Source organism: Allobosea sp. NPDC055353 (assembly GCF_053644975.1).
The window spans coordinates 151,104-167,445 of record NZ_JBSHMC010000003.1; the positions used below are offsets into that span (position 1 = coordinate 151,104).

Below are 16,342 nucleotides of genomic sequence, written 5' to 3' on the forward strand. Positions count from 1 at the left end.
ACACGGGACCGCATGACGAGAGGACGCCTTTTTTGACCGAAAGTGCGCGCCCTGCATGACAGGCGCCTCTTCTTGCGCACGGTCCCGTGTCTGCGTCGCAGCACTGCGTACTGCAACGCGCACGGGATGACAGCGCGAACCTCAGCCCATCCGGGTCGCGAGCGCGGCCTCGTCGAGCCCAGCCAACGCATCGACCAGATGCATCGCGAAGCTACCGGGACCGGCGGCACGCTCGGCCGCGATCTCGCCAGCGATGCCATAGGCGGTGAGCGCTGCCGCGGCCGCGATCACCGGATCGGGCTCGACCGCCCGGCACGCCGCGACCAGCGCGCTCGATGCGCAGCCGAGCCCGGTCACCTTGCTCATCCATTCATGGCCATGCGCGACCGACAGGCTGCGATCCTCCGTCTCGATGCGATCGACCGCGCCGGTGGTGACGCGCACAATGTCGCGCCTGAGCGCAAAAAGCGGCTCCAGTACCGCCATTTCGGTGGCATTGCCGCGCACCAGCACATCGAACAGCGCCAGCACGTCGCCGACCAGCCGCAGCCGCAAGGGCGAAAGCTCGACGAAGACCGGGTCGAGCACCAGCGGGATGCGGCGCTCGTGCGCGACGCCGACGAGCTTGGGAATGGCGCGCTCGCCTTCGAGGCTGAGCGTGCCGAGATTGATCAAGATCGCGCCCGCTCCGGCCGCAACGGCCTCGACCTCGTCGGGATGACTTGCCATCGAGGGTACGGCCCCGAAAGCCAGCAGCATGTTGGCGGTGACGTTCTGCGCCACCGTATTGGTCAGGCAATGAATGCGCGGGCGGCGCCGGGCCACCCGCGCGAGGATCGATGCGACGCTGGCCGCATCGAGCTTTTCGTCGAAACCGCTCATTCAGCAGCAGGTAGATAAATGCTGCCGCCCTTGTCGAGGAATTCCTTCGACTTGGCGGCCATGCCCTCGTCTGCAAGCGCTTCCAGCGCCTTGCGCTCGTTGTCGCTCATCGCCAGCACCTCGGCGCGCAGATCCTGCGTGATCTTCATCGAGCAGAATTTCGGCCCGCACATCGAGCAGAAATGCGCGACCTTGTGGGCATCCTTGGGCAAGGTCTCGTCGTGGAATTCCCGCGCCGTGTCGGGATCCAGCGCCAGATTGAACTGGTCCTCCCAGCGGAAGTCGAAGCGCGCACGGCTGACCGCGTCGTCCCGGATCTTCGCGGCCGGATGGCCCTTGGCGAGATCGGCGGCATGGGCCGCGATGCGATAGGTGATGACGCCGGTCTTGACGTCGTCGCGGTTCGGCAGGCCGAGATGCTCCTTCGGCGTGACGTAGCAGAGCATGGCGCAGCCATACCAGCCGATCATCGCCGCGCCGATGCCGGAGGTGATGTGATCGTAACCCGGCGCGATATCGGTGGTTAGCGGTCCGAGCGTGTAGAAGGGCGCCTCGCCGCATTCGCGCAATTGCTTGTCCATGTTCTCCTTGATCTTGTGCATCGGCACGTGGCCGGGCCCCTCGATCATCACCTGACAGCCCTTGTCCCAGGCGATCTTGGTGAGCTCGCCCAAGGTCTCCAGCTCGGCGAACTGCGCGCGGTCATTGGCATCGGCGATCGAGCCCGGACGCAGGCCGTCGCCCAGCGAGAACGAGACGTCGTAGCGGCGCATGATCTCGCAGATCTCGTCGAAGCGCTCGTAGAGGAAGCTTTCGCGGTGATGCGCGAGGCACCAGCGCGCCATGATCGAGCCGCCACGCGAGACGATGCCGGTGACGCGGTTCGCCGTCAGCGGCACGTAAGGCAGCCTCACCCCGGCATGGATGGTGAAATAGTCGACGCCCTGCTCGGCCTGCTCGATCAGCGTGTCCTTGAACACCTCCCAGTCGAGCTTGATCGGATCGCCGCCGACCTTCTCCAGCGCCTGGTAGATCGGCACGGTGCCGATCGGGACCGGCGAATTCCTGAGGATCCAGGAGCGGATGTTGTGGATGTTGCGGCCGGTGGAGAGGTCCATCACCGTGTCGGCACCCCAGCGGATCGCCCAGACCAGTTTCTCGACCTCCTCGGCCGCGCCCGAGGTGACGGCAGAGTTGCCGATATTGGCGTTGATCTTGACCAGGAAATTGCGGCCGATCGCCATCGGCTCCAGCTCGGGATGGTTGATATTGGCCGGGATGATGGCGCGGCCCCGCGCGATCTCGTCGCGGACGAATTCCGGCGTGACGAATTCCGGCACGCTCGCCCCGAAGCTCTCGCCATCGGCATGACGCTCCTTCGTGCCTTCCAGCATGGCGGCACGGCCGAGATTCTCGCGATGGGCGACATAGATCATCTCGGGGGTGACGATGCCGGCCTTCGCGAACTCGTACTGCGTCGTCAGCTGGCCCCGCTTCGCTTCGAGGATCGGGCGCTCGGCCGGGCAGGCGGGAACGAGCTGCGCTTCGCTGATATGGCCGTTATCCGCAGCCGTCACAGCGCGTCCGGGCACGGTCTGGAAGCCACGCGCATCGAGCCAGGCGCGGCGCGGCTGGGCGAGACCGGCATTCAGATCGATCTTCGCATCGGTCTCGGTGAAGGGGCCGGAGGGGTCGTAGAGGCGCACCGGCGGCTCGGCATCGGTCGTCAGCACGACCTCGCGGAAGGGCACGCGCATCTCAGGATGCTCGGGCGCCGCGACATAGATCTTGCGCGAGCCGATGATCGGCCCGGTCGTCACGCTCTGGGGAGCGGTCTTGACGCTGTTCTTCTGGGGTTTCGCGTGGGCATTCATAAGGGGATCTCCTCCTTGGTACAGGTCAGGAGATCCGGCGTCGAAGCGGTTCAAGCGCTGTGATGCGGGTGCAGGCCAAGGCTGCACCGCGTTCCAGTCCCTCCGCCGGTATGACCCGGATCAGGTTCGATGGGTTCAGCTTCGAAAGCCGTCTCAGCCCTTGCGGGCACCCCTCGGAACGCGGACGAGGTTAGGCGTAGCGCCGCCGCTTGGCAACGGGCTGTGCAAAGATCTGATCGGATAGGAAGGAAGGCTCAGACAGTCAGGTCGACCAACGCGCCCTGCCCGGCCGGCAGCGTCGCTTGCGTCTGCTCGGCGCTCTGCTGGAGCATGGCGACCAGAGCCTGATCGGCCTGTGCATTCTGCCTGAGCATCTCGACGGACAGCGCCTGCTGGGTCGAGGCGGCCTGCATCGTGACGATGCTCTGGGCAAGGGAAACGGTGTCGCTCATGGCGGGCACCCTAGCCGGGCAATCCTACCAAATCCTCAACCCGGTTGCTCAAGGTGCGATGATCGAGGGCACCGGCTTGGGCATCGGCGGATCGCGCTCCGGCCGGACCTGCGCCTTGTCCTCGCCGGTGCCGCGCTTTTCGTCGCGGGGCGCCACAGTGTTGGGCGTCGTCGGGCGAGCCGCCTCTCCCGATCGCGGCGCCGGCAGCACGCCGGGAGCCTGCGGCCTTGGCGGAGGCGGTACTGTCTGGGCCTGCGCCGACACTGCACCGGGCAGGCTGACGGCCAGCAATCCAGCCAGAACCGGAACGAACTTTCTCATGGCGACATCTCCCTTCGGCCTAGACCCTTGCTTGTCGCATTTTCTTCACGCGAACCGGTGCCCACTTCGCTCGAAAATGCTCTGTCCTCCGCCAATGAAACAGGCGCAGGGAACGGGTGTTCCCTGCGCCTGCGGAAGAGCGGGGCTGCCTGGAAAGCCGCCCCGCCCGCGTGTCACTGGTTCTGGCCGTTGAGCAGCGGCGTGATGCGCCGGAGCGTGACGCGCCGGTTCTCGCGCGAAGCCTCCTGCGTGTTCAGCTTGAGGTACTGCTCGCCATAGCCCTGGGTCGTCAGGTTCTCCGGCGGGATCTGGAAATCGCGCGTCAGGATTTCCGCGACCGACTGCGCCCGGCGATCGGAGAGCGAGAGATTGTCGACATCGGCGCCGACGGCGTCGGTGTGGCCCTCGACGAGGAAGACCTCGTTGGGCGAGCGCTGCAGGGCGCGCTTCACCGAATCCGCAAGCACGGAGAGACGCCGCGCCTGATCCTGCCCGACCTGCCAGGAGCCGGTCTCGAAATTGATCGTATCGATATCGACGCTGCGCATGCGGGCGCGCAGGTCCGGCGAGTAGCGCACCTCGTCCAGCGTGTAGCGGCGCGGGATCGCGGCGATCGGCGGCGCCGTGATCGTCTCGTAGATCAACGCCTCGTCAGCCTGGTCCGCGTCGACGATATAGCGCTCGCGCGGCATCGGCAGCGGCGGTGGCGGCAGCACGACGACATCGTCGGCGAAGCGCCCCGGACGGCCCCGCAGCGTGTTGTCGATGATGATCACCTCGCGGTCGTCGCGGTCGATGCGGGTGCGGCGGATCAGCCGGCCCTGCTCGTCCGTGACCGTGACGATCCGCGTGCCGTCGGGGCGCTCGAAGATCGTGCGGTTCTCGTCGCCACGGCGTTCGGAGCGGCCCTGCCAGCCGAGATCGCGGAAGCGCTGGTCCTCGTCGCGGCGGATGATGGCGCGGCCGTCATCGTCGCGGATGATGGTGCGGCCGGGCTCGCGGATGATGGTGAGGTCGCCCTCGCGCTGCTCCCGCCGCTCGCGGCGGATGTCGTCGAAGCGCTCGGCGCCCTGCGTCGCCATGATGCCGCCGAGGACACCGGCGCCGAGGCCGATCGCACCGGCCACGCCCGGCGAGATGCCGCCACGGCGGCCCTCACGCTGGGGCGGCTGGCCGGGAGGTCCGGCTGGCGGCTGGCCCGGAGCGGCGCCTGGCTGCGCCGGAGCGGCCGTTCCCGGTGCTCCCCCGGAAGGCATGCCGGGAGCCGTGCGTCCCGGTTGGGCCGGCGTGGCACCTGCGGGCGGCGTCGGGACGGCGGCGCCCGGCTGTGCGGGAACCGGAGCGCCCGGCGTTCCGGCCGGAGGCGTTCCCGGAGCCGGGCGCGAAGGCCGCGCCGGAGCAGCCCCTGCAGGCGGCGTCGGAACGGTCGCATCCGGCTGGACGGGAGTACCGGGCTGCGGCGCTGCTGCGGGCGGTCGTTGCCGGGAAGGCGAAGCCGAAGGCGGAACAGCCGGACCGCCACGCGGAACCGCAGAGGGCGGCGCGCCGGCGCCGGGCTGGGACGGAGCGGCCGGCGCCGTCGCAGGTGGCGTTCCCGGCGGGCGGGGCTGGGTCGGCGCAGCCGAGGGCGGAACAGCCGGGCCGCCACGCGGCGCGGCTGCCGGCGGCGCTGCAACCGGGGGCGCGGAAGGTTTGGGAGCCGCGCGCGGCGGCGCCGGCGCAGTCGGCTCGGCCGGCGGGCGCGGCGCTGTCGGGCGGGCGGCCGGGGCCTCCCGGGGAGATGGCGCGGCATTCGGCGCGGGGCGAGGCGCAGCAGGCGCCTCACGCGGCATCGCCGGGCGCTCGGGCTGCGGACGCGCGGCCGGCGGCTCGGCGCGCGGCGGCTGCGAAGGCATGGCGGGAGGCTGCGGCCGCGGTGCCGCCGGAGCGGGCTGCGTCTGCGGCGGGCGCGGTGCCTGTGGCTGGGCGGGGGCGCTCGGGGCAGCGGGGCGCTCCGGGCCACGCTGACCGGGCTGCGCGCCTGGCTGCTGCGGGCGCCGCGGCCCGCGCGGATCATCCTTGTCTCCCGCGGCGGGGGCCTGTGCGACCCGGTATCCGGCCTCGGCGAAGGCCTGTCCGGCTTGCGAAAGGACGAGGGCCGGCAGGACGGTCCCGACCAGCAACCAGCGTTTCGTGCGCATCTTTATTCCCGTCGTTCTGTTTCAACGTGCGGGTATCAGGCCCCTCATGGCCTGAACCCCCGATGAAGCGAAAACGGCAGGAATCGGGCAGCGGTTCCGCCGCCCTGCCGATTTAGATGCCGGCCTCAGCCTTCACATAGGCCGCGATCTCGGCATGGGTCGCGAACCAGCAATCGCCCTTCGCCTTGGCCAGCCGGACCAGCTCCTCGAGGATCCAGAAGCGTGAGCGATAGGTGATGACATGCGGATGCATGGTCAGCAGGAAGAGGCCGCCATCCGCATAGGCGCCCTCGAACTCGCGGCGGAAGATGTCGAAGACCGCTTCCGGCGACGTATAGGGCCGGAGCGCCTGGAAGCGGTTCATGCTGAGATAGGGTGCGTCGTCGCGGATCCACTCGACCGGCAGTTCGACGATGCCGGTCGCCTCGCCCTTCTCGACAATCTCGTAGGGATCGTCATCGGCGAAGAGCGAGCTGTCGTAGAGCAGGCCTAGCTCGCGCTCGATCGCGAGCGTCACCTCGGAAAAGTCCCAGGACGGGGTGCGCATGCCGACCGGGCGGATGCCGGTGATCTTCTCCAGCGTATCGGCCGAGCGCAGATGCAGTTCGCGCTCGTTTGCGGGCGGCACCGCCGTGTTGACCTCGTGAATCCAGCCGTGAAGGCCGATCTCATGGCCGGCGCCGACGATGCGGCGCTGCTCTTCGGGATAGAGCAGGGCGGTGACGGCCGGCACGAAAAAGCTCGCCGGGATATCGTGCCGCTTCAGCAGATCGAGGATGCGCGGCACGCCGACGCGGTTGCCGTACTGGCCCCAGGAGAGGCGCCCGACCGACTTGCCGCCATCGCGCAGCTCGTTGGTCTCGTGATCGACGTCGAAGGAGAGGGCGACGGCGCAGCGGGCGCCGTTCTTCCACCTGGCCGGCTTCAGGTTGCGGCCGGCGCGGACCTGCTCGACCTTGCCGCGCCAGATCTCTTCCGGCCATTGCCAGGGCAGGAGTTCGTTGGCGTCGGTCATGGCAGCTCTCCTCAGGTCGTAGCAGTGCCCGGCAGCACCGGCACCGCGGCGAGCAGGCGCTTGGTGTAATCGTGCTGCGGGTGATCGTAGACCGCGCCGGCCGGGCCGCTCTCGACGATCCGGCCGCGATACATGATCGCGACGCGGTCGCAGAGATGGCGGACGACCGAGAGGTCGTGCGAGATGAAGATCAGCGTCAGGTCGAGTTCCTGCCGGAGGCGGATCAGCAGGTTGATGATCTGCGCCTGGATCGAAACATCGAGCGAGGCGACCGGCTCGTCGCAGACGACGACATCGGGCTGCATCGCGAGAGCGCGGGCAATGGCGACGCGCTGGCGCTGGCCGCCCGAGAACTGATGCGGATAGCGGGCGGCGAAATCCGGATCGAGTCCGACCGCCGCCAGCCATTGCCGGACATAGGTCTTGGCCTGAGCGCGCGCGATCAAGCCATGGGCCAGCGGCCCCTCGGCGATGCTGTCGCCCACGGTCATGCGTGGGTTGAGCGAGGCGAAAGGGTCCTGGAAGATGGTCTGGACGCGGGTCGTGACCTTGTGCGGGTTGTCGCCCGCGCTCATCACGGCTGAGCCGTCGATGCGGACGAGACCCTGATCCGGGGCATAGATGCCGGCCGCGACGCGCCCCAGCGTCGACTTGCCCGAGCCGGATTCGCCGACGAGGCCGAGCGCCTCGCCGCGTTTCAGCACCAGCGTGACATCGTCGACCGCCTGCACCACGGCCGGCGCCTTGGACAGGCCGGCCTTCTGGGCCAGCTTGCGGAACAGGCCGGGCGTCTGGGTGAAGCGCTTGGCGACATGCTCGATGCGGACGTAATGCACGGGATCGGCGACGGCAGGCGGCGCCTGCCGGGCGAGGCGCGGCGGCGGCGCGATGTCGGAGCCGACGCCGCCGGCCAGCAATTTTCCGGGCTCGGAGCGCGAGGGCAGGGCGTCGAGCAGGGCTTGCGTGTAGGGATGCTGCGGATGGGTCAGCACCGTGAGCGTCGGCCCGGCCTCGACGATCCTGCCGTGGCGCATCACGCAGACATGGTCGGCGAGCGATGCGACGACGGCGAGGTCGTGGCTGATCCAGATCAGCGCCGTGCCGAGCTCGGCGACCAGCTCCTTCATCTCGGCGAGGATCTCGGCCTGCACGGAAACGTCGAGCGCGGTCGTCGGCTCGTCGCAGATGATCAGCTTCGGCCGGTGCAGCAGGGCAATCGCGATGGCGACGCGCTGGCGCATGCCGCCCGAGAACTGATGCGGGTAGAAATCGACCTTGGCTTCCGCGTCGGGAATGCGGACCTGCGCCAGCGCCGCGATAGCGCGGCGGCGCGCCTCGGCGCCCGAGACCGTCTCATGCGCTTCCAGGGCGAGCCTGATCTGCGTCCCGATGGTCAGCATCGGGTTCAGCGTCATCATCGGGTCCTGGAAGACCATCGAGATCTGCTTGCCGCGGATTTTTCGCAGATCCGATGGCGCCAGCCCGACGAGCTCGCGCCCCTCCAGCTTCACCGAGGAGCCTGCCTCGACGCGGCCCGGCTGGTCGATCAGCCCGATGATCGAGAAGCCGGTGATGCTCTTGCCCGAGCCGGATTCGCCGACAAGCCCCATCACCTCGCCGCGCTTCAGCGCAAAGGAGACGCCGTCGACCGCCTTCACCACGCCGGCGCGGGTGTGGAAATGGGTTGTGAGATCGGTCACTTCGAGGAGAGGCGCGTCGCTCATCGCTTCAGCCTCGGATTGACCTGGTCGCGGATGCGGTCGCCGACAAGGTTGATCGCGACGATCAGCACGATCAGCGCGATGCCGGGATAGATCGAGATCCAGTAGCGGCCCGAGAGCATGTACTGGAAGCCGTTCGCAATCAGCATGCCGAGCGAGGGTTCGGTCACCGGCAGGCCGACGCCGAGGAAGGAGAGCGTCGCCTCCAGTGCGATGGCGTTCGCCACCTGGACGGTCGCGACCACGATCAGGGGCGGCAGGCAGTTCGGGAAGATGTGGCGCAGGACGACGCGCCAGCCCGGCAGCGGCGTCGAGAGCACGGCCTCGACATAGTCCTTGCCGCGCTCGGCCGAGGCCGCGCCATGAGCGGTGCGGGCGAAATAGGCGTATTGCGCAGCGGCGAGCGCGACGATGAGCTGCATCTTGCCCTGACCGAGCGAAGCCGAGAGCACGAGCGCCAACAGGATCGCCGGGAAGGCGAGCTGCAGGTCAATGACGCGCATGATGAAGGCTTCCCAGCGCCCGCCGACATAGGCCGCGCCGATGCCGAGCGAGACACCGAGAACGAAGGCGAAGGCGCCGGCGACGAGCCCCATCTGCAGGGAGATGCGCAGGCCGTAGAGGATGGCCGAGAGCAGGTCGCGCCCCTGCGCATCGGTGCCGAGCCAATGGGTGTAGCCGCCTTCGCCGACGAAACCGGGCGGGCGGCGCGCATCGGACAGCGAGAGATTGGCGAGGTCGTAAGGGTCCTGCGGCGCGACCAGCGGCGCCAGCAAGGCGATGCCGATCATCAGGACGACGACGGCGAGCGCGATGACAGCGGTCCTGCTCTCGCGGAACTCGGCCCAGAAGCGGGCGGCGGGGGAAGCGTCCTTCATCGCGCGCCTCCCTTCCGCAGCCGCGGATCGAGCCCGACATAGGCGAGATCGACGAGGAAGTTGATGGTGATGAAGACGAAGGCGACGAGCATCAGGTAGGCGACCATCACCGGCCGGTCGAGCGACTGGATGGAGTCGATGATCAGCTTGCCGATGCCGGGCCAGGAAAAGATCGTCTCGGTGACCACGGCGAAGGCCAGCGTCGAGCCGAATTCGAGGCCGAAAACGGTGACGAGCGGGATCGCGATCAGCCTGAGCACATGGCGGCGCAGCACCGTCCATTCGGACAAGCCGGCGGCGCGGGCGAATTTCACGGTGTCGGAGAGCATGGTCTCGCGCGTGCCGGCGCGGGCGAGCCGCGTCATCAGGGCGAGCTTGAAGAAGGCGAGATTCAGCGCCGGCAGCAGCAGATGGCTCAAGCCGTTCAGAGTGAGGAAGCTCCACTCGACGCCGAAGAGCGAGACGGTCTCGCCGCGTCCGCCCGCCGGCAGCCATTGCAGTTCGACGGCGAAGGCCATGATCAGCACGAGGCCGATCCAGAAGGTGGGCACGGAAAAGCCGAGGATCGAGACCGTCATGATCAGCTTTGAGGCGACGCTGTCCGGCCTATAGCCGGCATAGATTCCAGCGGGAATGCCGATCAGCGCCGCGCCGCAGACCGCGGCCAGCGTCAGCTCCAGCGTCGCCGGCAGGCGCGACAGGATCAGGTCCATCACCGGCATGCCGAAGACGAAGGAGCGGCCAAAATCGCCATGCAGCACGCGGCCGAGGAAGGTCAGGTACTGCTCCCAGAGCGGCCGGTCGAGCCCGTAATGGGCGATGGTCTGGAGGCGCAGTTCCTGGCTGACATCGGGGCCGATCAGCACGTCGATCGGGTTGCCGATGGCGTAGACGCCGACGAAGACCAGCACCGACATGACGAGCATGACGACGAGCGCCTGCGCCAACCGGCTGGCGATGTAGCCTAGCATCGGTGAAGCTTTCGGCGCGGCATCACGGCCAGTTCTCGACCATCACGGCCCGCGTCTCCTCGACGCCGACCTGCCAAAGCTTCAGCATCTCCTCGTCCGGCCGCTGGTAGAGACCGTGGAAATTGCCGTCGCCGAGGATTTCGCGGCGCTTCGCGGGGCTCGCCGCCTGGTATTCGGCCGCGTTGAAGGGCGGCTTCAGCGTGTCCGGCATCGCAACGCCGGCGAGCCGCGTCCAGGGGAAGTTCTCCATCCAGGACGCGTGCGAAGCGGCCGGATCGACGGCCTTCACCGCCGCCTGGAATTGCGGCGCCGCCCACCAATTGTGCAGGCGGATGCTCGCATCGGGGTGCTTATCCAGCCATTCGGTGGCGAAGTTCAGGGCCGGCGAATTGCCGCCATGGCCGTTGACCAGAATGATGCGACGGAAGCCCGAGCGGTAGAAGCCGTCGAAGATGTCGCCGAGCAGGGCGGCATAGGTGCTCAACTTGAGTGAGATGCTGCCGGGGAAATTCAGGAAACCCGGCGTCAGGCCATAGGCGAGCACCGGAAAGACCGGAATGCCCAGGGGTTCGGCCGCCTCCTGCGCCACGCGCTCGGACAGGATCACGTCGGTCGCGAGGCTCAGGTAGGCGTGCTGCTCGACGCTGCCGAGCGGCAGCACGCAACGGTCGTCCCGCCTGGCCTGGGCCTCGATCTGCATCCAGTTCAAGTCGGCGACACGCACGGCGCGATCCTTGCTTCGTTCAGACAAGCGGTAGACAATCCCGGCAGGCGGCACGGGCTGCCCGCCACGGCCATCCTTGACTCCGGGGTCCGGGAGCGTCAAGTTCCATTTGGAACTAAATCCGCCGAGAGATTTCCTGATGCGGCGCGCGCCGACCTCTCCTTCCCGCGTCGACCCGGAGCGCGAAGCCGCGCTGGCCGATCTCGACCCGCTGACCGTGACCAAGCTCTGGGACAATCCCTGCTGGCTGTCCTTCCGGCTGAACTTCATCGCCTTCCGCTTCAACGACCCGGTCTATCGCTGGATCGAGACCCGCTACGGGCTCGTGCGCCCCGAATTCGTCGCGCTCTATGCGGTCGGCTTGAGGGAGGGCGTCGCCGCCAAGAACATCGTCGCCTCCTCCGGCCTGCCGAAGAACACGCTCTCGCGCGCGGTGCAGAAGCTGCTGCAGCGGCGGCTGCTCAAGCGCGAGACAGACCCGGCCGACCTGCGCAGCTACGTGCTCCATCTCACGCCGGCCGGCCGCAGCATCTTCGACGAGACCATGGGACCGATGACCGAGCACCAGACGACCATGCTCGCCGGGCTCAGCGGGGACGAGCAGCGGCAGCTCTGCGTCCTGATGGACAAGCTCGTCATCGCCTCGCCCACCTGGCCTCAGGAACTCCAGCCAGAACCACACAAAACAACAGGGGATCTCGCATGAAACTCGCACAAGGCTTCCGCCTCGCCGCCTTCGCCGCCCTGCTCGGCGCCGCCGTCTCGACCGGCGCGCTCGCCCAGACCCTGACCATCGGCGTCCGCGCCGGCCCGGAATCGATCGACCCGCATTACACCGCGACCGGCACCCATGCCGAAGCGCTGAAGCAGGTCTTCGACACGCTGATCTGGTCCGGCGACAAGCTGCAGCTCGAGCCGCGGCTGGCGACGAGCTGGAAGGCGGTCTCGCCCGATGTCTGGGAGTTCAAGCTGCGCCCCGGCGTCAAATTCCATGACGGCTCTGACTTCACGGCAGAGGACGTCAAATTCTCGATCGAGCGCATCCCGGTCGTCGCCGGCCCGAACCCGACGACGATCTATGTCCGCCGCGTCAAGGAGGTGAAGATCGTCGATCCGCTGACCGTCAGGGTCACCACCGACGGGCCGGCGCCGAACCTGCCGAACGACTTCATCCGGCTCTTCATCGTCTCGCATAAGGCGGCGGCCGGCCTGACCAAGGACAATGCCAACGAGGCCTTCAATTCCGGCAAGGCCGCGATCGGCACGGGCCCCTACAAGTTCGTCTCCTGGACGCCGAAGGACCAGCTCCTCCTCGAGCGCTTCGACGGCTTCTGGGGCGAGAAGGAGCCCTGGGCCAAGGTCGTGCGCAAGGAGCTGCCCAACGATGCCGCTCGCGTCGCGCAGCTCAAGGCGGGGCAGGTCGACATCATCGTGCGCGCACCGGCCTCGGACGTGCCGACGCTGAAGCGCGACCCGAAGCTTTCCGTCGCAACGGTCGAGACCGTCTACCTCTTCAACATGGAGCTCGACCTGCGCGACAAGCCCCCGCAGATCACCGCCAAGGACGGCTCCGCCCTGCCGAAGAACCCGCTGCAGGATGTCCGGGTGCGCGAGGCGATCGATCTCGCCATCAACCGGCCGGCGCTTGCTGAAATCGCCATGGAAGGGCTTGGCGCCGCCGCGAACCAGCTGGTCACTCCCACGATCGCCGGCTTCAACAAGGACCTGCCCGCGATCAAGGCGGATACCGCCAAGGCGAAGAAGTTGATGACGGATGCGGGATATCCCGACGGGTTCAAGGTCACCTTCTCCTTCACCAGCGACCGCCTGCCCGGCGACCGGCAGGTCGGCACCTCGATCGCCCAGATGCTCGCCCGCATCGGCATCGAGGCGGTGGCGAACGCCCAGCCGGCCGCCGTCTTCTTCCCGGCGCGCGCCCGTTCCGAATACTCGATGGCGATGTCGGGCTGGGGCACGCTGACCGGCGAGGCCAACTACACCCTCTCCTCGCTGGTCCACTCCAACGAGCCCGCCAAGAAGCTCGGCGCCTTCAACCTGCTCGGCTACAAGAACGCCGAGGTCGACAAGCTGATCGAGGACGCCTCGGTCGAGATGGACGAGGCGAAGCGCAACAAGATGCTCTCCGACGTCGCGGCGATCGTCGCCAAGGACAGGCCGCGCATCGCCGTCACCTCGATCGGCTCGGCCTGGGCGATGCAGAAGGACAAGGTGACGATCTCGCCGCGCGTCGACGAGGACACCCTCGCGATGGACATCAAGCCCGTTAAGAAGTAACGCGGCCGCCTTCCACGTCACGGCCGCTCGTCCGGCCGTGGCGGATCACGCTTTCAAGACCCGACAGGATACCGATATGACCCTCGCGCTTGCCATCCACGGCGGCTGCGGCACGCTGCCGAAGGCCGAGATGACGGAGGGCGAATGGGCCCAGGCCCGGTCCGACCTCGCCGGCGCGCTCCGCGCCGGCTGGGCGATCCTCAGCAAGGGCGGCGCGGCGGTCGACGCCGTGGAGGCGGCCGTGCGGGTGATGGAGGATTCCCCGGTCTTCAACGCCGGCCATGGTGCAGCCTTCAACAGCGAGGGCGAGCACGAGCTCGACGCCTCGATCATGGACGGGGCGACGCTGGCTGCCGGCGCGATCTGCGGGGCCAGGCGCATCCGCAATCCGATCAGCGCCGCCAAGGCGCTGATGCTGCGCGGCGACCCGCTGATGCTCGCCGGCCCCGCCGCCGACGACTTCGCCGAGCATGACGGCGTCGACACCGTCGAGAACGAGCATTTCTCGACCGAGCGGCGGCGCAAGAACCTCGCCTCGATGAAGCTGCGCGAGATCGTCGGCACCGCCGCCGAGGCGAGCGAGGCCGAGAAGCACGGCACGGTCGGCGCCGTCGCCTGCGACGCGCAGGGCCATCTTGCCGCCGCGACCTCGACCGGCGGCTATACCAACAAGCCGGTCGGCCGCGTCGGCGATTCCCCGATCATCGGCGCCGGCACCTATGCCCGCGACGGGCGCTGTGCCGTCTCCGGCACCGGCAAGGGCGAGTATTTCATCCGCTATTGCGTCGGCCACGAGATCGCGTCGCTGATCGCCTATAAGGGCCTCTCGCTGGAAGCGGCGACGGACGCGGTCCTGGCCGAACTGTCCGAGCACAGGATTGGCGCCGGGCTGGTCGCGGTCGGTGCCGACGGCACGGTCGTCGCGCCCTACAACACCGAGGGCATGTATCGGGGCTGGGTGACGGCGGACGGGCTCGTCCATGTCGCGACCCACGACCATGTCGAATTGGCGGGGCAGGCGTGAGCGAACCCATCCTGATCTGGGGCGCAGGCGCCATCGGCGGCACGCTCGGCGCCTATTGGGCGCGGGCCGGCGTGCCGGTCCTGCTGGTCGACATCGTGCCCGAGCATGTCGAGGCGTGCAGGACCAAGGGGCTCGCCATTTCCGGGCCGGTCGAGGCCTTTACGCAGGTTGTCCCGGCTGCGACGCCAGCCGAGTTGACCGGCCGCTACAGCCGCATCGTGCTCGCCGTGAAGGCTGGCGCGACGGAAGCCGCGCTCGCCGCGCTGAAGCCGCACCTGACTGACGACGGCTTCGTGCTCTCCGCCCAGAACGGCCTGAACGAACTCGCCATCGCCAAAGCGGTCGGCGAGCGGCGCACGATGGGCTGCTTCGTGAATTTCGGCGCCGACTGGCTCGGGCCGGGCGAAATCCTCTACGGCAATCGCGGTGCGACGGTCGTCGGCGAGCTCGACGGCTCGATCAGTGAACGCGCCGTCGAGATGCACCGGCTGATGAGGCTGTTCGAGCCGGACGCGATCCTGACCGACAACATCTTCGGTTATTTGTGGGGCAAGCTCGCCTATGGCGCCATGCTGTTCGCCACCGCCCTGACCGACGATTCCATGTCGGCGAACTTTTCGGACCCGGAACGGCTGCCGGTCTGGCTCGCGCTCGGGCGCGAGGTCGGAGCGGTCGCGGCCAAGCGCGGCGTGACCTCGCTCGGCTTCGGCGAGTTCGATCCGATGGTGTTCGCGCCGGGACGACCGGAAGGCCCCCAGGTCGAGACGATCCGCTGGCTCGCGCATTACACTTCGCAAACCGCCAAGACCCATTCCGGCATCTGGCGCGATCTCGCCGTGCGCAAGCGGAAGACCGAAGTCGATCCGCAGATCGGCGTCATCGCCACGCTCGGCCGCGAGGTCGGCATCGCGACGCCCGCGATCGAGACGCTGGTCTCGCTGATCCACGACATCGAGGACGGCCGTCGTCCGATGGCCTTCGAGACGCTCAAGGTACTGATCGACCAATGCAGATCCGCTTCGACAACCGCGTAGCCCTCGTCACCGGCGCAGCCCAGGGCATCGGGCGCGCGATCGCCGTCGCGCTGGCCGAGGCCGGGGCGCGGGTCCACCTCGCCGATATCGATGCGGCGGGGGTGCAGGCCACCGCGAAGGAGATCGGCGCGACCGGGCACGCGGCCGATCTCGGCTCGCCCGATGCGGCGCAGGCGCTGGTGCGCGCGATCGTGGCGGCCGATGGCAAGCTCGACCTTCTCGTCCATGCCGCCGGCGGCGTGCGCGGGCAGGTCGGCGGGGCGATCGAGGCGGTTTCCGAGGAAGACTGGCGCGTGATCTTCGCTGCCAATGTCGATGCGGCCTTCTTCCTGGCGCAGGCGGCAGCGCCCGTGATGAAGCAGGCCGGCTATGGGCGGATCGTGACGATCTCGTCGGGCGCGGGCCTGAGGCCGAGCCTCACCGGCATCCAGGCCTATGCCAGTGCCAAGCACGCGCTGGTCGGATTGACCAAGCAGCTCGCCTGGGAGTTCGGGCCGCACGGCGTCACGGTGAATTCGGTGGCGCCGGGCTTCGTGCGCTCCAACCCCGCGACCGAGCGGCAATGGCAGAGCTACGGGCCGGAAGGGCAGAAGAAGCTGGTCGAGAGCATCCATACCCGCCGGCTCGGCACGCCCCAGGATATCGCCAACGCCACGCTGTTCTTCCTGAGCGAGCAGGCCGGCTGGATTTCCGGGCAGGTGCTCTCGGTGGATGGCGGGCGGTCGTAGGGGAGGCGCCATTCGCGGAACGCCGCACCGACGACGAGAAAAGCGCGTCATCCCGTGCGCGCTGCAGCATGCCAATGCTGCTGCGCAGACACGGGACCGCCCTCGGAAAAGGGCGTCTTTTCTGCGCGCGCTCCAGAGAGGCGCCTTTTCCTGCACGCGATCCCGTGTCTGCGCAGCGGCACTGCGCGCCGCAGCGCGCACGGGAAGACAGCGGTGGTACGGCCGCCCGGTCGGCACTGGTCG

Annotated in this window: 15 protein-coding genes and 1 riboswitch; of the genes, 5 read left to right on the forward strand and 10 right to left on the reverse strand. The window is 68.3% G+C overall.

Annotation, left to right across the window (positions count from 1 at the left end; translation table 11 throughout):
- Positions 1 to 141: 141 nt before the first annotated feature.
- From ACWIEX_RS21245 to ACWIEX_RS21290, 10 genes are all read right to left on the reverse strand, one after another.
- Positions 142 to 882: a hydroxyethylthiazole kinase gene (locus ACWIEX_RS21245; RefSeq protein WP_454034941.1), complete on the reverse strand. Its 741-nt coding sequence runs from the start codon at positions 880 to 882 to the stop codon at positions 142 to 144.
- On the reverse strand, positions 879 to 2,756 hold the full coding sequence (gene thiC, locus ACWIEX_RS21250) for a phosphomethylpyrimidine synthase ThiC (RefSeq protein WP_454034942.1): 1,878 nt from the start codon (positions 2,754 to 2,756) through the stop codon (positions 879 to 881). The genes ACWIEX_RS21245 and thiC overlap by 4 nt, the downstream gene beginning before the upstream one ends.
- Before the next feature lie 79 nt (positions 2,757 to 2,835).
- Positions 2,836 to 2,940, reverse strand: a riboswitch (TPP riboswitch).
- Between the two features lie 70 nt (positions 2,941 to 3,010).
- Entirely contained in the window at positions 3,011 to 3,208 is a 198-nt protein-coding gene (locus tag ACWIEX_RS21255; RefSeq protein WP_454034943.1) for a hypothetical protein, read from the reverse strand.
- 48 nt (positions 3,209 to 3,256) lie between these two features.
- Entirely contained in the window at positions 3,257 to 3,529 is a 273-nt protein-coding gene (locus tag ACWIEX_RS21260) for a hypothetical protein (protein WP_454034944.1), read from the reverse strand.
- A 173-nt stretch (positions 3,530 to 3,702) separates the two neighbouring features.
- Positions 3,703 to 4,785: an OmpA family protein gene (locus tag ACWIEX_RS21265; protein ID WP_454034945.1), complete on the reverse strand. Its 1,083-nt coding sequence runs from the start codon at positions 4,783 to 4,785 to the stop codon at positions 3,703 to 3,705.
- A gap of 1,036 nt (positions 4,786 to 5,821) precedes the next feature.
- Complete coding sequence (locus ACWIEX_RS21270) at positions 5,822 to 6,724, reverse strand: polysaccharide deacetylase family protein (protein ID WP_061971631.1); 903 nt, start codon at positions 6,722 to 6,724, stop codon at positions 5,822 to 5,824.
- Positions 6,725 to 6,735: 11 nt separating this feature from the next.
- A complete protein-coding gene (locus ACWIEX_RS21275) occupies positions 6,736 to 8,448 on the reverse strand; it encodes a dipeptide ABC transporter ATP-binding protein (RefSeq protein WP_454034946.1) in 1,713 nt (570 codons plus the stop codon).
- On the reverse strand, positions 8,445 to 9,323 hold the full coding sequence (locus ACWIEX_RS21280) for an ABC transporter permease (protein ID WP_454034947.1): 879 nt from the start codon (positions 9,321 to 9,323) through the stop codon (positions 8,445 to 8,447). The genes ACWIEX_RS21275 and ACWIEX_RS21280 overlap by 4 nt, the downstream gene beginning before the upstream one ends.
- Positions 9,320 to 10,294 carry an ABC transporter permease gene (locus tag ACWIEX_RS21285; RefSeq protein ID WP_454034948.1) on the reverse strand — a complete coding sequence of 325 codons (975 nt, stop codon included), beginning with the start codon at positions 10,292 to 10,294 and terminating at the stop codon, positions 9,320 to 9,322. Before ACWIEX_RS21285 ends, ACWIEX_RS21280 begins: the two co-directional genes overlap by 4 nt.
- Positions 10,295 to 10,316: 22 nt before the next feature.
- Entirely contained in the window at positions 10,317 to 11,018 is a 702-nt protein-coding gene (locus ACWIEX_RS21290; RefSeq protein WP_454034949.1) for a creatininase family protein, read from the reverse strand.
- 139 nt (positions 11,019 to 11,157) lie between these two features.
- Between ACWIEX_RS21290 and ACWIEX_RS21295 the strand changes: the two genes are divergently transcribed.
- The 5 genes from ACWIEX_RS21295 to ACWIEX_RS21315 all read left to right on the forward strand — a co-directional run bounded on the left by ACWIEX_RS21295 (position 11,158) and on the right by ACWIEX_RS21315 (position 16,099).
- Positions 11,158 to 11,724 carry a MarR family winged helix-turn-helix transcriptional regulator gene (locus tag ACWIEX_RS21295; protein WP_454034950.1) on the forward strand — a complete coding sequence of 189 codons (567 nt, stop codon included), beginning with the start codon at positions 11,158 to 11,160 and terminating at the stop codon, positions 11,722 to 11,724.
- Positions 11,721 to 13,313, forward strand: coding sequence for an ABC transporter substrate-binding protein (locus tag ACWIEX_RS21300; protein ID WP_061971622.1), 1,593 nt, complete (start codon positions 11,721 to 11,723; stop codon positions 13,311 to 13,313). The genes ACWIEX_RS21295 and ACWIEX_RS21300 overlap by 4 nt, the downstream gene beginning before the upstream one ends.
- A gap of 76 nt (positions 13,314 to 13,389) precedes the next feature.
- Positions 13,390 to 14,337 (forward strand): isoaspartyl peptidase/L-asparaginase family protein, encoded by a 948-nt coding sequence (locus ACWIEX_RS21305; protein WP_454034951.1) that lies wholly within the window; start codon positions 13,390 to 13,392, stop codon positions 14,335 to 14,337.
- Positions 14,334 to 15,371, forward strand: coding sequence for a ketopantoate reductase family protein (locus ACWIEX_RS21310; RefSeq protein WP_454034952.1), 1,038 nt, complete (start codon positions 14,334 to 14,336; stop codon positions 15,369 to 15,371). Before ACWIEX_RS21305 ends, ACWIEX_RS21310 begins: the two co-directional genes overlap by 4 nt.
- Positions 15,344 to 16,099, forward strand: a complete 756-nt coding sequence (locus ACWIEX_RS21315; RefSeq protein WP_454034953.1) for an SDR family NAD(P)-dependent oxidoreductase — start codon at positions 15,344 to 15,346, stop codon at positions 16,097 to 16,099. The genes ACWIEX_RS21310 and ACWIEX_RS21315 overlap by 28 nt, the downstream gene beginning before the upstream one ends.
- Positions 16,100 to 16,342: the final 243 nt, after the last annotated feature.

Excerpts from the sequence above, each read along its gene's own strand:
- ACWIEX_RS21245 (WP_454034941.1), bottom strand. The coding sequence starts at position 882 with ATGAGCGGTTTCGACGAAAAGCTCGATGCGGCCAGCGTCGCATCGATC.
- thiC (WP_454034942.1), bottom strand. The coding sequence starts at position 2,756 with ATGAATGCCCACGCGAAACCCCAGAAGAACAGCGTCAAGACCGCTCCC.
- ACWIEX_RS21255 (WP_454034943.1), bottom strand. The coding sequence starts at position 3,208 with ATGAGCGACACCGTTTCCCTTGCCCAGAGCATCGTCACGATGCAGGCC.
- ACWIEX_RS21260 (WP_454034944.1), bottom strand. The coding sequence starts at position 3,529 with ATGAGAAAGTTCGTTCCGGTTCTGGCTGGATTGCTGGCCGTCAGCCTG.
- ACWIEX_RS21265 (WP_454034945.1), bottom strand. The coding sequence starts at position 4,785 with ATGCCTTCCGGGGGAGCACCGGGAACGGCCGCTCCGGCGCAGCCAGGC.
- ACWIEX_RS21270 (WP_061971631.1), bottom strand. The coding sequence starts at position 6,724 with ATGACCGACGCCAACGAACTCCTGCCCTGGCAATGGCCGGAAGAGATC.
- ACWIEX_RS21275 (WP_454034946.1), bottom strand. The coding sequence starts at position 8,448 with ATGAGCGACGCGCCTCTCCTCGAAGTGACCGATCTCACAACCCATTTC.
- ACWIEX_RS21280 (WP_454034947.1), bottom strand. The coding sequence starts at position 9,323 with ATGAAGGACGCTTCCCCCGCCGCCCGCTTCTGGGCCGAGTTCCGCGAG.
- ACWIEX_RS21285 (WP_454034948.1), bottom strand. The coding sequence starts at position 10,294 with ATGCTAGGCTACATCGCCAGCCGGTTGGCGCAGGCGCTCGTCGTCATG.
- ACWIEX_RS21295 (WP_454034950.1), top strand. The coding sequence starts at position 11,158 with ATGCGGCGCGCGCCGACCTCTCCTTCCCGCGTCGACCCGGAGCGCGAA.
- ACWIEX_RS21300 (WP_061971622.1), top strand. The coding sequence starts at position 11,721 with ATGAAACTCGCACAAGGCTTCCGCCTCGCCGCCTTCGCCGCCCTGCTC.
- ACWIEX_RS21305 (WP_454034951.1), top strand. The coding sequence starts at position 13,390 with ATGACCCTCGCGCTTGCCATCCACGGCGGCTGCGGCACGCTGCCGAAG.
- ACWIEX_RS21315 (WP_454034953.1), top strand. The coding sequence starts at position 15,344 with ATGCAGATCCGCTTCGACAACCGCGTAGCCCTCGTCACCGGCGCAGCC.